13 protein-coding genes and 1 pseudogene are annotated in these 13616 nt (G+C 74.6%); 12 read left to right on the top strand and 2 right to left on the bottom strand.

Annotation, left to right across the window (positions count from 1 at the left end; genetic code table 11):
- The 7 genes and pseudogenes from GD970_RS15015 to ffh form a co-directional block, all read left to right on the top strand.
- Positions 1-1062 (top strand): annotated as a pseudogene (locus tag GD970_RS15015) (AAA family ATPase); the annotation flags it as partial.
- 208 nt (positions 1063-1270) lie between these two features.
- The gene (locus GD970_RS15010; protein WP_152203706.1) at positions 1271-1576 is read left to right on the top strand and encodes a hypothetical protein; all 306 of its coding nucleotides are present in this window, start codon (positions 1271-1273) and stop codon (positions 1574-1576) included.
- Between the two features lie 51 nt (positions 1577-1627).
- Positions 1628-2800 (top strand): signal recognition particle-docking protein FtsY, encoded by a 1173-nt coding sequence (gene ftsY / locus GD970_RS15005; RefSeq protein ID WP_152203705.1) that lies wholly within the window; start codon positions 1628-1630, stop codon positions 2798-2800.
- Positions 2801-3056: 256 nt separating this feature from the next.
- Entirely contained in the window at positions 3057-4382 is a 1326-nt protein-coding gene (locus GD970_RS15000; protein WP_152203704.1) for an ammonium transporter, read from the top strand.
- Positions 4379-4717 (top strand): P-II family nitrogen regulator, encoded by a 339-nt coding sequence (locus tag GD970_RS14995; protein ID WP_152203703.1) that lies wholly within the window; start codon positions 4379-4381, stop codon positions 4715-4717. The genes GD970_RS15000 and GD970_RS14995 overlap by 4 nt, the downstream gene beginning before the upstream one ends.
- An 88-nt stretch (positions 4718-4805) precedes the next feature.
- The gene (locus GD970_RS14990) at positions 4806-6641 is read left to right on the top strand and encodes a [protein-PII] uridylyltransferase family protein (protein ID WP_152203702.1); all 1836 of its coding nucleotides are present in this window, start codon (positions 4806-4808) and stop codon (positions 6639-6641) included.
- Positions 6642-6679: 38 nt separating this feature from the next.
- Positions 6680-8227: a signal recognition particle protein gene (gene ffh, locus GD970_RS14985; RefSeq protein ID WP_152203701.1), complete on the top strand. Its 1548-nt coding sequence runs from the start codon at positions 6680-6682 to the stop codon at positions 8225-8227.
- A gap of 88 nt (positions 8228-8315) precedes the next feature.
- On the opposite strand, the gene GD970_RS14980 is transcribed toward ffh, so the two are convergent.
- Positions 8316-8960 (bottom strand): GAP family protein, encoded by a 645-nt coding sequence (locus tag GD970_RS14980; protein WP_170297354.1) that lies wholly within the window; start codon positions 8958-8960, stop codon positions 8316-8318.
- A gap of 389 nt (positions 8961-9349) precedes the next feature.
- Between GD970_RS14980 and GD970_RS14975 the strand changes: the two genes are divergently transcribed.
- The gene (locus tag GD970_RS14975; RefSeq protein WP_152203699.1) at positions 9350-9565 is read left to right on the top strand and encodes a hypothetical protein; all 216 of its coding nucleotides are present in this window, start codon (positions 9350-9352) and stop codon (positions 9563-9565) included.
- A 73-nt stretch (positions 9566-9638) separates the two neighbouring features.
- The gene (locus GD970_RS14970) at positions 9639-10733 is read left to right on the top strand and encodes an amidohydrolase family protein (RefSeq protein WP_152203698.1); all 1095 of its coding nucleotides are present in this window, start codon (positions 9639-9641) and stop codon (positions 10731-10733) included.
- Between the two features lie 22 nt (positions 10734-10755).
- Here the strand turns inward: GD970_RS14970 and GD970_RS14965 are convergent, their stop codons facing one another.
- On the bottom strand, positions 10756-11451 hold the full coding sequence (locus GD970_RS14965; RefSeq protein WP_152203697.1) for a GOLPH3/VPS74 family protein: 696 nt from the start codon (positions 11449-11451) through the stop codon (positions 10756-10758).
- Positions 11452-11625: 174 nt separating this feature from the next.
- Between GD970_RS14965 and GD970_RS14960 the strand changes: the two genes are divergently transcribed.
- The 3 genes from GD970_RS14960 to GD970_RS14950 are packed head-to-tail and all read left to right on the top strand — an operon-like array spanning position 11626 to position 13615.
- Entirely contained in the window at positions 11626-11997 is a 372-nt protein-coding gene (locus GD970_RS14960) for a GntR family transcriptional regulator (protein ID WP_152203696.1), read from the top strand.
- Entirely contained in the window at positions 11994-12887 is an 894-nt protein-coding gene (locus tag GD970_RS14955) for an ATP-binding cassette domain-containing protein (protein ID WP_152203695.1), read from the top strand. Before GD970_RS14960 ends, GD970_RS14955 begins: the two co-directional genes overlap by 4 nt.
- On the top strand, positions 12884-13615 hold the full coding sequence (locus tag GD970_RS14950; RefSeq protein WP_152203694.1) for a hypothetical protein: 732 nt from the start codon (positions 12884-12886) through the stop codon (positions 13613-13615). Before GD970_RS14955 ends, GD970_RS14950 begins: the two co-directional genes overlap by 4 nt.
- Position 13616 lies beyond the last annotated feature (1 nt).

Raw genomic sequence — 13616 nt, 5'->3', positions numbered from 1 at the left:
GAGGCCCGCCGGGCCGCGCAGGCGCAGGTGGCCGCCGAGGTGCGGGAGGGCGCCGCGCGGGCGCTGGCCGCCATCGAGCGGTCCGTGGCGGCCGCGGCGGCCGCGCGGGAGGCGGCGGAGGCGGAGCGGGCCGAGCGCGAGACCGCGCTGGCCGCGGTGCGCGCCGAGCTCGAGGAGATCGGCACCGAGCTGGCCCGGCTCACCGACGCCGCCCACCGCGACGAGGTCGCCCGCGCCGAGCAGCGCCTGCGCATCACCCAGCTCGAGGAGCGTGCCGTCGCCGAGCTCGGCCTCGACCCCCAGGTCCTCGTGGACGAGTACGGACCGGACCGCCCGGTGCCGTCCACCGCCCCGGTGGCCGACGGGGAGGACGTGCCGCCGCCACGACCCTACGTGCGGGCCGAGCAGGAGAAGCGGCTGCGCGCCGCCGAGCGCGACCTCGCCCGCCTGGGCAAGGTCAACCCGCTGGCCCTCGAGGAGCACGCGGCTTTGGCCGAGCGGCACAAGTTCCTCACCGACCAGCTCGCCGACCTCAAGAAGTCCCGCGCGGACCTCCTGCAGATCGTCAAGGAGGTCGACGAACGGGTCCAGCGGGTCTTCGCCGAGGCCTTCGCCGACACCGCCGCCCAGTTCGAGCAGGTCTTCCCGCGCCTGTTCCCCGGGGGCGAGGGCCGCCTGGTGCTCACCGACCCCGACGACATGCTCACCACCGGCATCGAGATCGAGGCGCGCCCGGCCGGCAAGAAGGTCAAGCGCCTCTCGCTGCTCTCCGGCGGGGAGCGCTCGTTGACCGCCGTGGCGCTGCTGGTGTCGATCTTCAAGGCGCGGCCCAGCCCGTTCTACGTCATGGACGAGGTCGAGGCCGCCCTCGACGACGTCAACCTGGGCCGGCTTCTCGAGATCTTCACCGAGCTGCGCGCCAGCTCCCAGCTCATCGTCATCACCCACCAGAAGCGCACGATGGAGGTGGCCGACGCCCTGTACGGCGTGACGATGCGCGGGGACGGCGTGACCACCGTCATCTCCCAGCGCCTGGAGCGCGAGCCCGAGCCGGCCACCTGAGCGCCCAGAGCCCGCCACCTGGGAGCCCCGAACTGGGCACCTGAGGCTCAGAGGCGGCCAGGTGAACCCGGCCCCAGCGGGCCCCCGGAGCCGGCCGCCGGGCAGGGGCGCATGGCGCCCGGCCGACGTGAGGGACGTCACGTCCCGCCCGGGCGTGCGGGCGGGCCCCCAGCGGTGCGGACGGGTCCGTTCCGGTGATACTGGAGGCATGACTGGGGCGATGATCGGGATGCTCATGACGGCGCTGGCCGCGGTGGGGGTGCTCCTGCTGGTCGCCGTCGAACGCCGGCCGGAGGGCGGCTGGGCCGCCTGGGTGCGCGAGAGCGTGCGCGCATGGCGCTCCGACGAGCTCGCCGCCGCCAACCTGCGCCCCGCCCGCGCCGAGACCCGCGACACCCCGCTCGAGGACCTGTTCACCCTCGCCGAGACCGACGAGCCGGCCTACACCGGGCCTGAGGAGCTGGTCTCGCGCTTCGAGCTTGCCCGCGAGCAGGCGCGCCTGCTGCGCCGCTGACCCCGGCGTGCGCGCTCGGCGCGGTGCCGCGCCCTGCGCCAGACTGGGGGAGTGACCGACCAAGCCTGGATTCTCATCGCTGTGCTCGTGGTCGTGCTGGTCGTCGTCGGGGCCGTCGCCCTGACCACCGGCCGGCGCCGCCGCGGCCCCACCACCCTCCCGCCCGAGGACGTAAGTCCCTACGAGGTGGACCAGCCCCCGGCCGCCGGGGCGAGCGCCCCGGTCGTGACCGCGCCGGAGGAGCCGGCCCCGCCGTCCACCACCCCGGTCCCCACCCTCGAGCGGCCCGAGCCCGTCGCCGGCCGCATGCAGCGGCTGCGCGCCCGCCTCGCCCGCTCGGGCACGATCGGCCAGACGCTCCTGTCGATCCTCTCCCGCGGCGACCTCGCCGAGAACGACTGGGAGGAGATCGAGGAGACCCTGCTCCTCGCGGACGTCGGCGTCGGCCCCACCACCGAGCTCATGGACAAGCTGCGCACCGAGACCAAGGTGCTCGGCACGACCGACGCCGCGCAGGTGCGCGAGGTCTTGCGCCGCGAGCTGCTCGAGCTCGTCGACCCCACGATGGACCGCGTCCTCCACGTCGAGCCGGCCATCGGCGACGACGGCGAGCCGCACCCGGCCACCGTGCTCGTCGTCGGCGTCAACGGCACCGGCAAGACCACCACGGTGGGCAAGCTCGCCCGTGTCCTGGTGGCCGAGGACCACGACGTCGTCCTCGGCGCCGCGGACACCTTCCGCGCCGCCGCGGCCGACCAGCTCAGCACCTGGGGCGCCCGCGTCGGCGTGCCCGTGGTCCGCTCCGAGCGCGAGGGCGCCGACCCCGCCGCCGTCGCCTTCGACGCCGTGAAGGAGGGCCGCGAGGCCGGCGCCGACGTCGTGCTCGTCGACACGGCCGGCCGCCTGCAGAACAAGGCCGGCCTCATGGACGAGCTCGGCAAGATCAAGCGGGTGATGTCCCGCCAGGCCCCCGTGCGCGAGGTGCTGCTCGTCCTGGACGCGACCACCGGGCAGAACGGCATGCGGCAGGCCGAGGTCTTCGCCCAGGCGGTCGACATCACCGGCATCGTGCTGACCAAGCTCGACGGCACCGCCAAGGGCGGCATCGTCGTCGCCGTCCAGCGCGAGCTCGGCGTCCCGGTGAAGTTCGTCGGCCTCGGCGAGGGCCCGGACGACCTCGCGCCCTTCGAGCCCGAGGAGTTCGTCGACGCCCTGCTGTCCTGACGCTCCCGCTGTCCGACGGCGCAACACCGGCCCGGCCCGCCCCGCGCGGCGCCGGGCCGGTTCGCGTCTTGCAGGCGTCGACGCCCCCGCCGCCCCGCCGGCGGACGCCTCGCCCGGCCCCACGCCCCACACGCAACACGGATTTCACATCCCGCGCGGTCTCGTCACGCGCCCGAAACATCGGGGTACGCCGCACGAAACGTGCGCCGGAGACGCTTGTCCCCGACCAGCCGATCGCGCTGGTGAGGGAGGAACCATGGATACCGGAGCGACCGCATGGATGCTGGCCGCAGCATCGCTCGTTCTCCTCATGACCCCCGGGCTGGCGCTCTTCTACGGCGGCATGTCCCGGTCGAAGTCGGTCCTGAACATGATGATGATGTCCTTCGGTGCCATGGGCGTCGTCGGGCTCGTCTACGTCCTGTGGGGCTGGTCGATGTCCTTCGGCGGCACGAACGTCGCGGGCATCGTGGGCAACCCGTTCCAGCACTTCGCCCTGGCCGGCGTCATCTACGGCCCCGGCGGTGAGTTCGCGCTCAACGCGAACAACTACCCGGTGATCGTCGACGTCGCGTTCCAGGTGACCTTCGCGATCATCACCGTCGCCCTGATCTCCGGCGCGATCGCCGACCGCGCCAGGTTCTCCACCTGGATGGTCTTCACGGCGATCTGGGTGACGCTCGTGTACTTCCCCATGGCCCACATGGTCTGGAACAAGGGGCTGCTCAGTCCCGACGGGCCCTTCGGCGGCATCGCCGCCCCCATCGACTTCGCCGGCGGCACCGTCGTCCACATCAACGCCGGCATGGCGGGCCTCGTGCTCGCCCTCATCATCGGCCGGCGCCGGGGCTTCGCCGCGGTGCCGATGAAGCCGCACAACCTGCCCCTGACGATGCTCGGCGCCGGGCTGCTGTGGTTCGGCTGGTTCGGCTTCAACGCCGGCTCGGCCTTCGGTGCCAACGGCACCGCCGGCCTGGCCTGGGTCAACACCACCAGCGCCACCGCCGCGGCCATGCTGGGCTGGCTGCTCACCGAGAAGATCCGCGACGGGCACGCCACCTCGCTGGGCGCCGCCTCCGGCGTCGTCGCGGGCCTGGTCGCGATCACCCCGGCCGCCGGCGCGCTCAGCCCCGGTGGGGCGATCATCCTCGGGCTGGCCGCCGGCGCCCTGTGCGCCCTCGCCGTCGGCCTGAAGTACCGCTTCGGCTACGACGACTCCCTCGACGTCGTCGGCGTCCACCTCGTCGGCGGCCTCGTCGGCACCGTGGCGATCGGCTTCCTCAGCACCACCACCGGCGTGTTCTACGGCGGCGGGTTCGCCCAGCTCCTCGTCCAGGTGATCATCGCCGTCGCCGCGGTGATCTTCTCCGGAGTGATGACGACGATCATCGGGCTCGCGCTGAAGGCTGCCATGGGTTGGCGGGTGCGCGAGGAGGTCGAGGTGGTCGGCATCGACCAGTTCGAGCACGGCGAGTCCGCGTACGAGGGCATCACGGCCGGTAGGTTCGCCACCGAGGCAAGTGTCGGTGCGGCACGTACCAACCCGGAGGCGGCGCGCACCACGACGGAGGCGAACGCATGAAGCTCGTGACAGCTATCGTCCAGCCGCACCGGCTCGACGACGTGAAGAGGGCCCTCGAGGCCGCCGGCGTGCACGGCATGACCGTGTCGGAGGCCAACGGGTACGGCCGCCAGCACGGTCACACCGAGGTCTACCGCGGCGCGGAGTACACCATCGAGCTGGTCCCGAAGGTGCGCATCGAGGTCGTCGTGGACGACGCCGACGCCGCCGCCGTCGTCGACGCGGTCGTCGGCGCGGCCCACTCGGGGCGCATCGGCGACGGGAAGGTCTGGACGGTCCCGGTCGAGGACGTCATCCGGGTCCGCACCGGCGAGCGGGGCGCCGAGGCGCTGTGACCGAGCGGGGTCGCGCGGTCCCGTGACCGAGCGGGGCCCCGGGTCCCGTGGACCGTGGCCGGGCCGCCGGCCGTGACGAGGAGCGACGATGACGGGCCTGGCGCAGCGCCCCACGGTGGGGGAGCTGCGCCAGGCCCGTCTCGCGCTGCCGGCCCCCGTTCCCGGCGAGGCCGGGGCCGGGGCCCGCTACCGCCGGGCGCTGGCCGACCTCACCGACGCCGCGCTGGCGGACCTGTGGGCCGGCGCCGCCCGCGCCACCGGCCTCGGCGTCGACCACGGCGTCGCCCTGACGGCGGTGGGGAGCCTGGGCCGGCGCGACGGCGGGCCCCTGTCGGACCTCGACCTGCTCCTCGTCCACGACGGGCGCACCCTCGACGGGGCCGCGCTCGCCGCGCTGGCCGACGCCTTGTGGTACCCGCTGTGGGACGCCCGCCTCGACCTCGACCACGCCGTGCGCAGCCTCGAGCAGTGCCGGCAGGTCGCCTCGGCGGACCTGCCTGCCGCCGTCGGGCTGCTCGACGTGCGGGCCGTCGCCGGCGACGCCGCGCTGGCCCAGGCGGCCGCCGGGGCGGTGCTCGCCGACTGGCGCCGCGCCGCCCGCCGGCGCCTGCCCGAGCTGCTCGCCTCGGTCGGGGAGCGGGCCGCCCGGGCCGGGGAGCTGGCCTACCTCGTCGAGCCCGACCTCAAGGAGGCCCGCGGCGGGCTGCGCGACGCCGTCGTCGCCCGCGCCCTCACCGCCAGCTGGCTGACCGACCGCCCGCACGGGGACCTCGACGACGCCTACGCCCACCTGCTCGACGTGCGCGACGCCCTCACCCTCGTCACCGGGCGGCGCACCACCCGGCTGCTGCTCAGCGAGCAGGACGACGTCGCCCGCCTCCTCGGACTGGGGCACCCCGGCCGCCACGAGGTGGTCGCCGTCACCGCCGCCGGGGCCGCGGTCACCGACGCCGCCGACGACCTGCTGGCGTCCGCGGCCCAGGCCGCCCGGGTGATCTCCGCCGCGCTGGACGCGACGGTGCGCCGCGCCCGCCGGGCGACGGCGCGGCCGCGGTTCGTCCGCCCGCTCATGGTGCGCGGCCGCCCCACCCCGCCGCGCCTGCCCTCGCTGGGGGAGGGGCTGGCCGAGCACGACGGCGAGATCGTCCTGGCCGGCGACGCCGACCCCGTCGCGGACCCGCTGCTCGCCCTGCGGGCCGCGGCGACGGCGGCCCGCAGCGGACTGCCGCTGTCGCCGGTGACGCTCACCAGCCTGGCACAGGCCGCGCCGGTGCCCGAGCCGTGGCCGGCGCCGGCGCGGGCGCTGCTCCTCGAGGTCCTCGGCGCCGGCCCGGCGCAGGTGCCGGTGTGGGAGGCCCTCGACCTCGCCGGCGTGGTGACCCGCTGGTTCCCGGAGTGGGCGGCGGTGCGCAACCGCCCCCAGCGCAACCCGCTGCACCGCTTCACCGTCGACCGGCACCTCGTGGAGACCGCCGCCCGGGTGCCCGCGACCCGCGTGCCCGCGACCCGCATGCCCGCCGCCGGCGGGCCGGCGCCGCGCGAGGACCTCCTGCTGCTCGCCGCGTTCTTCCACGACCTCGGCAAGGTCCCCGGCGGGCACGACCACGCGGCCACCGGCGCGCGGATCGTCCGCCCGCTGCTGGACCGCCTGGGCCTGCCACCGGCGGACCGCGACACCGTCGTCCTCCTCGTGCGCCACCACCTGCTGCTGCCAGCCGTCGCCACGCGGAGGAACCTGGCCGACCCGGCCGTCGCCGCCTGGGTGGCCGACGCCGTCGAGCGCCGCCCGGACGTCCTGGCCCTGCTGCGCCGGCTGACCGAGGCGGACGCCCGCGCGGCCGGCCCGCAGGCGTGGACGAGCTGGCGGGCCGGCCTGGTCGAGACGCTCTTCACTCGGGTTGCGGCCGAACTGGCACTACCCTGATCCTCAGTTCCCGTCATCTTCCGACCTGAGGTAGTGCCTTGTTCGCCAATCTGTCCGACCGGCTCACCGCCTCCTTCAAGCAGCTGCGCGGCAAGGGCCGCCTCTCCGACGCCGACATCGACGCGACGGTCTCCGAGATCCGGCGCGCCCTGCTCGACGCCGACGTCGCGCTGCCGGTCGTGCGCGCGTTCGCCGCCAACGTGCGCGAGAAGGCGAAGTCCGCCGAGGTCTCCCAGGCGCTCCGGCCCGCCCAGCAGGTCATCAAGATCGTCAACGACGAGCTCGTCGAGATCCTCGGCGGCGAGGCCCGCGACCTGCACTTCGCCAAGCACCCGCCGACGGTGATCATGCTCGCCGGCCTCCAGGGCGCCGGGAAGACCACCCTGGCGGCCAAGCTCGGCCGGTGGCTGCGCGAGCAGGGGCACACCCCGATGCTCGTCGCCGCCGACCTCCAGCGCCCCAACGCCGTCACCCAGCTGCAGGTGGTCGGCGAGCAGGCCGGGGTGCCGGTGTGGGCGCCCGAGCCCGGCAACGGCGTGGGCGACCCGGTCGCCGTCGCCCGCTCCGGCGTGCAGCAGGCCCGCGACAAGCAGTACTCCGTGGTGATCGTCGACACCGCCGGCCGGCTGGGCATCGACGCCGAGATGATGCAGCAGGCCGCGGACATCCGTGACGCCGTCCAGCCGGACGAGACCCTGTTCGTCCTGGACGCGATGATCGGTCAGGACGCCGTCACCACCGCCAACGCCTTCGCCGAGGGTGTGGGCTTCACCGGCGTCGTGCTCACCAAGCTCGACGGCGACGCCCGCGGTGGCGCCGCCCTGTCGGTGCGCGGGGTGACCGGCAAGCCGGTGCTCTTCGCCTCCACCGGCGAGAAGCTCTCCGACTTTGAGCGCTTCCACGCCGACCGGATGGCCTCCCGCATCCTCGACATGGGCGACATCCTCACGCTCATCGAGCAGGCCGAGAAGGCGTTCGACGCCCAGCAGGCCGAGGAGATGGCCGCGAAGATCGCCGGCGACGGCGACTTCACCCTCCAGGACTTCCTCGTCCAGCTCAACCAGCTCAAGAAGATGGGCTCGATGAAGAAGATGCTCGGCATGCTGCCGGGCATGGGTCAGATGCGCGAGCAGCTGGAGAACTTCGACGAGCGCGAGGTCGACCGCGTCGAGGCCATCGTCAACTCCATGACGCCGGCCGAGCGCACCAACCCGAGGATCCTCAACGGCTCGCGCCGCCAGCGCATCGCCCGCGGCTCGGGCACCACCGTCACCGAGGTCAACGCGCTCATGGAGCGCTTCGACCAGGCCAAGACGATGATGCGGCAGATGGCCCGCGGCGCCGGCCGGGGAGTGCCCGGCATGGGGATGCTGCCCGGGGGCGGGAAGAAGTCCAAGGGCCGCATGCAGGCCCCGCCGAAGAAGGGCAAGAAGGGCAAGTCCGGCAACCCCGCCAAGCGCGCCCAGCAGGAGCGCGAGGCCGCCACCAGGCCAGCGGCGCCGGCGGGTTCCGCGTTCGGTCTCGGCGCGCCGCGGCAGAACCAGGAGATGCCCGACCTCGAGGAGCTGCAGAAGTACCTGCGGTGAGGTGAGGCCCGTGAGGACCGCCTCTCCGACATCCAGCCCGCCGCCCACCTCGCGGCCCGCGCGGGCTGGGGCCCGGGGACCGCGGTCCTCACGTCGCCAGCAGGTAGCTGCTCTTCCCGATCAGCCACAGCCCGACGGCGACGGAGACCACCACGACGATCTGGTCCTGGTGGACGGTGATCCAGGTGCGCAGGGCGTCCAGCCGCGTCCGCGCCGCGACGGGCGAGGCCACGACGTACGCCTGCATCGCCAGGTAGCTGGCCGAGGCCAGCACGCCGAAGCCCACCAGCGTCAGCACCGTCGCGCCGTTCGACAGGTCCGCCGCGGTGACGGTGGCGACACCGGCCGCGACGAGGAACCACGGCTGGAGCAGGAAGCCCAGCGCGATCGCCGCCGCGACGTTCATGGTGTCGAGCCGCCCCATCCATTTCGGCGGGGCCGGCGGACGTCCGCGCCGCGCCCGCGTGCGCCACGCGAGGACCAGCAGCGCCACGCCGAGCAGGATCTTGGCGACCAGCGTCGCCGTGGACGGCGCGGAGCCCGTCGCGGGCGGTTTGCCGCCGGTGACGAGCAGCGTCAGGACCACCAGGCCGGCGAGCGTGACCACCCAGCCGAGCACGAAGCCGAACCCCGCCCGGGCGCCCTGCGCGGTGCTCAGGAGCAGGATGTACGCGCTCATCGGCAGTGGTTCGAGCGCGATCGCCAGTCCGATGAGGAGCAGGTCCAGGGTCATGACCACCTCGCACGTCCGGCGCGAGCCACGCGCGCAGGGGGCGCGTCGAGTCACCATCGTCGCCCGAGGGGCGAGCGGCACCGTCCTCCGCCGTGGATGACCCGCCCTCTCGGCGAGACGTCAAGTTGTGCGCGAGACGTCAAACGGTGCGCGAGACGTCAAACGGTGCGCGAGACGTCAAACGGTGCGCGAGACGTCAAACCGTGCGCGAGCGTCACGTGATGCCCGAGACCGGCGGATCCACGGGTGAGGCGTCTGGTACGCAGGGATGTCATCCGTGGCACGGACGACGAGAATGCCGTGAGCACGCGGGCTCGCCGCCACGCCGGGACGCCGCCCCGGCCCCGTACGAACCGCCCCACGTCCGACCGTCCGACCGGAGATGAGCCATGGCCTTCCTGACTCCCGAGACGGTCGCCGCCGCGGCCCGGGCCAAGAGGGCCGCGGACGCCTACCTCGACGAACGCGACGGCCCCACCACCGGTCCGGCGGCCGGGGCCGGAGACGGGGCCGGCGGCGGCGCGGCCGCGCCGGCGCGCCCGCCGCTGCCCGGCCAGGACGCGGCCCGCGCCTGGGCGCTGGAGCTCGCCCGACGGGGCGGGTGACGCCTCCCCGCGATGACGTCTCGCCCGGCGGGGGGCCGGACCGGGGACGCCGCGGGCATGAGAACCTCTCGCCATGAGCGACCTCCTGCACCTGCGCGGCACCGTGCTCGTCGACGACGCCACCGAGCTCGAGGAGGTCTGGGTGGCCGACGGCCGCCTCACCCGCACCCCGCCGCTCGGCGCCGAGCGCGCGCGGCAGATCACCGGCTGGGTGCTGCCCGGCCTGGTCGACGTGCACTGCCACATCGGCCTCGGCCCGGGCGGGGAGGTGGACGAGGAGGAGGCCGTGGTCCAGGCCAAGGCCGACCGTGACGCCGGCACGCTCCTCGTCCGCGACGCCGGCTCGCCCATGGACACCCGCTGGGTCCAGGCCCGCACCGACCTGCCCCGCCTGCTCCGCGCCGGCCGCCACCTCGCCCGCCCCAAGCGATACCTGCGCAACTACGGCCTCGAGCTCGACGACGTCGCCCAGCTGCCCGACGCCGTCGCCGCGCAGGCCCGCGCCGGCGACGGCTGGGTGAAGATCGTCGCCGACTGGATCGACCGGTCCGAGGGCGCCGACGCCGACCTGCGCGCGCTGTGGCCCGCCGACGTCCTGCACGACGCCGTCGCCGCCGCCCACGACAACGGCGCCCGCGTCACCGCCCACACCTTCTCCCGGGAGGCCATCGACCCGCTGCTCGACGCCGGCATCGACGGCATCGAGCACGGCACCGGCATGGACGCGGACCAGATCGCAGAGGCGGCCCACCGGCGCATCCCGGTCACGCCCACGCTCCTGCAGGTCGGGCGTTTCGCCGAGATCGCCGACCAGGCCGGGGCGAAGTACCCCCGCTACGCCGCCCGCATGCGGCAGATGCACGCCCGCCGCTACGCCCAGGTGCGGGCCCTGCACGAGGCCGGGGTCCCGCTGCTCATGGGCTCGGACGCGGGCGGCACGATCGTCCACGGCTCCCTGCCGGCCGAGCTGGCCGAGGTCGCCCGCGCCGGGGTGCCGGCCGCCGACGTCGTCGCCGCGGCCAGCTGGCGGGCGCGCCGCTTCCTCGCCGTCCCCGGCATCGCCGAGGGGGCGAGCGCCGACGTCGTCGTCTACGACGCAGACCCCCGCCAGGACGTCGGCGTCCTGTCCCGGCCCGCCGCCGTGATCCTGCGCGGGCGCCTGGTCTAGGGGTACCGACTCGGCGGACGCCTCAGCTGCCGCCGCTGGCCGCGACGGCCCCGGCGCTGATGGCGACCATCGTGGCGGCGGTGACCGCGTCGATCGCCCGGCGCACCGCGGCGCCGGCGAACTCCCCGCCGGCGAACTCCCCGGCGGCGATGTCCCGGGCGCGACGACGCAGCTCGCGCCGGTCCACCCCGCTGCCCGCGAGGACCTTCGGGACCTGACCGGCGGCGTCGAGCAGGGAGATCAGGGCGGCCTCGCGCGGCGCCGGCGCCCGCCCGACCACGAGCACCTCGTGCAGCCCCCGGCGCACGCCGTCCTCGTGGGAGGAGTCGGTCGCCGGCCACGCCCGCGTGGGGAAGATGCCCAGCACGCGTCCCTCCTCGGCCCGCAGGATCCCGCGCTCGGTCAGCCGGGCGAGCAGGGCCGGGCGCAGCTGCTTGGCGAGCCCGGGCAGCACCGTCTCCGGCTTGGAGGGCCGGCGGGCGGCGATCCGGCGCAGCGCCTCGTCGAGGACCTGGTCGCCGGTGGGGGAGGGGTCCCGCGCCACCAGCCGCCCGGCACGCACCGGCTCGCCCGGACCGGTGACGTCGGCACGGCCCACCACCGCCAGCTCGAGCACCACCGCGCCGGCCAGAACGAGGTCGAGGCGGGTGCCGTCGAGGACCGGCCGGCCGCTGGCGTCGTCGGTGAGCAGGAGCAGCAGGTCCTCGGCGAGCAGCATGACGTCACCCTAGCGACGGCAGATGCGGCGGCCGTCCGGCCACCGGCGGGGGCGGGTCGGACGGCCGGATCCTCGCGGAGGTGGGCACGCCGCTGCCGCAAAAACTCCTTGCGCCGTCCATGGTTCTATGGTGCATTAGTCTAGCAATGAACCGAAGTACCTTGGAGGCGGGCCATGTTCGAGGGACGTGAGCCCATCTACGTGCAGATCGCCCAGCAGATCCGCGCCGAGATTCTCGCCGGCACCCTTCCCGAGGAGGGGCAGGTCATGTCGACCACCCAGTACGCCACGACGTACCGCATCAACCCCGCCACCGCGGCCAAGGCCTTCGCCGAGCTGGTCGACGAGGGGCTCCTGTACAAGCGCCGCGGCGTGGGCATGTTCGTCGCGGCCGGCGCCCGCGAGCGCCTGCTGGACCAGCACCGGCAGACCTTCTTCACCGACGTGCTCGACCCGGTCCTCAAGCAGGCCGATCTGCTCGGGATCGGCGTCGAGGAGCTCGTCGAGCACATCACCCGCACCCACCCCAGGAGGACCGCACGATGACCGCTCAGGAGCAGGCCGGGTTCGGCGTCGCCGTGCGCGACCTAACCGTGCGCTACGGCCGCACCACGGCGCTGGACGGCGTCACCTTCGACCTGCCCGTGGGCGGCATCTACGGGCTGCTCGGCCGCAACGGCTCCGGCAAGACCACGCTGCTGTCGGTGCTCGCCGCCTTCCGGCGGGCGGCCTCGGGCGAGGTGCGCGTCGACGGGGAGGACCCGTTCGAGAACGCCCGCGTCATGGGCGGCACCAGCATCGTCCGCGAGGGCGGCGACGTGCTGGCCTACGAGAGGATCGCGACCAACCTCCGCTACGTGGCCGCCATGCGCCCCGGCTTCGACACCGGCCTGGCCGAGGAGCTCCTCGACGCCTTCGCGATCGACCGTCGCAAGACCCCGGACAAGCTGTCGCGCGGGCAGCGGTCCGCCCTCGGCGCGACCATCGGCCTCGCCACCCGGGCGCCGCTGAGCATCTTCGACGAGGTCCACCTGGGCATGGACGCCCCGTCGCGCCAGCGCTTCTACGACGTCCTGCTCGCCGACGTCGTCGCCCACCCCCGCACGGTGATCCTCTCCAGCCACCTCATCGGCGAGATCGAGCACCTGCTCGAACGGGTGGTGATCCTCGACGCCGGGCGCGTGCTCCTGTGCGAGGAGACCGACGCCCTGCGTGCCAGGGGCGTGACCATCACCGGACCCGCCGACCGGGTCGACGCCGCCGTCGCCGGCCTCGGCGTCGTCGGCACCCGCGACCTGGGCGCCACCCGCCAGGTCACCGTCTTCGACGACCTCGACGACGGCGCCCTGGACCGGGCCGCCGCCGCGGGCCTCGAGCTCGGCGGGGTCCCGCTGCAGGACCTGTTCATCCACCTGACCGCGAGGGAGTCCCGATGATGCTCACCACCACCAGTCCGGCCCGCGCGCCCTGGCTGCGCGCCGCACGCTGGAACCTGCGCGGCCAGGCCACCATCGGGGTGTGGCTGTGGGCCACCATGGCCGTCGTCGGCACGGTGGTCATCGCCCTCCTCGACCGCTTCGCCGCGGTCGAGGCGTCGATCTTCGAGTTCAGCCGGCACGGCGCCCTGTGGACCGGCTTCTCCATGGCGATCATCTTCTGCGTCGCCGGCCTCGCCGCCCACGTCGCCACCGGCCTGACCCGTGCCGCGTTCGTGCGGGCCACCGTCGCGGTCGGCGTCCTCGTCGGGGTCACCTACGCCGTCCTCGCCGGAGTCGCGCTGGAGCTCGAAGGGCTCGTCTACGCCGCGAAGGGGTGGAGCCACGTCGGTTTGGACGCCCAGAACGGCTTCGACCCCTCCGCGGGCCTCGGCGTCATCCCCGGGCTGGCGCTGTCCTTCGTGGCCGGCCAGCTCAGCGGCTTGCTCGTCGGGATGGGCTACTACCGCCTCGGCGGCTGGTGCGGCACCGTCGTCCTGCCGCTGACCCTCGCGCCCATCTACCTCGTCGGGTCCCCGGCCCTGCCCACCGGGCAGTTCCAGCTGCTCGCGCCGCTGGCCCCGTCCGGCCCGGTCACCGCCGTTGTCTCGGTGGTCGTGCTGGCGCTGGCCGCGCTCGCCTACTACCTGCTCGCCCGCGATGTCCCGATCCGGAAGGTGGCGTCCTGAG

Source organism: Georgenia thermotolerans (genome assembly GCF_009193185.1).
GTDB lineage: Bacteria > Actinomycetota > Actinomycetes > Actinomycetales > Actinomycetaceae > Georgenia > Georgenia thermotolerans.
This window is presented reverse-complemented; position numbering and strand designations above follow the sequence as displayed.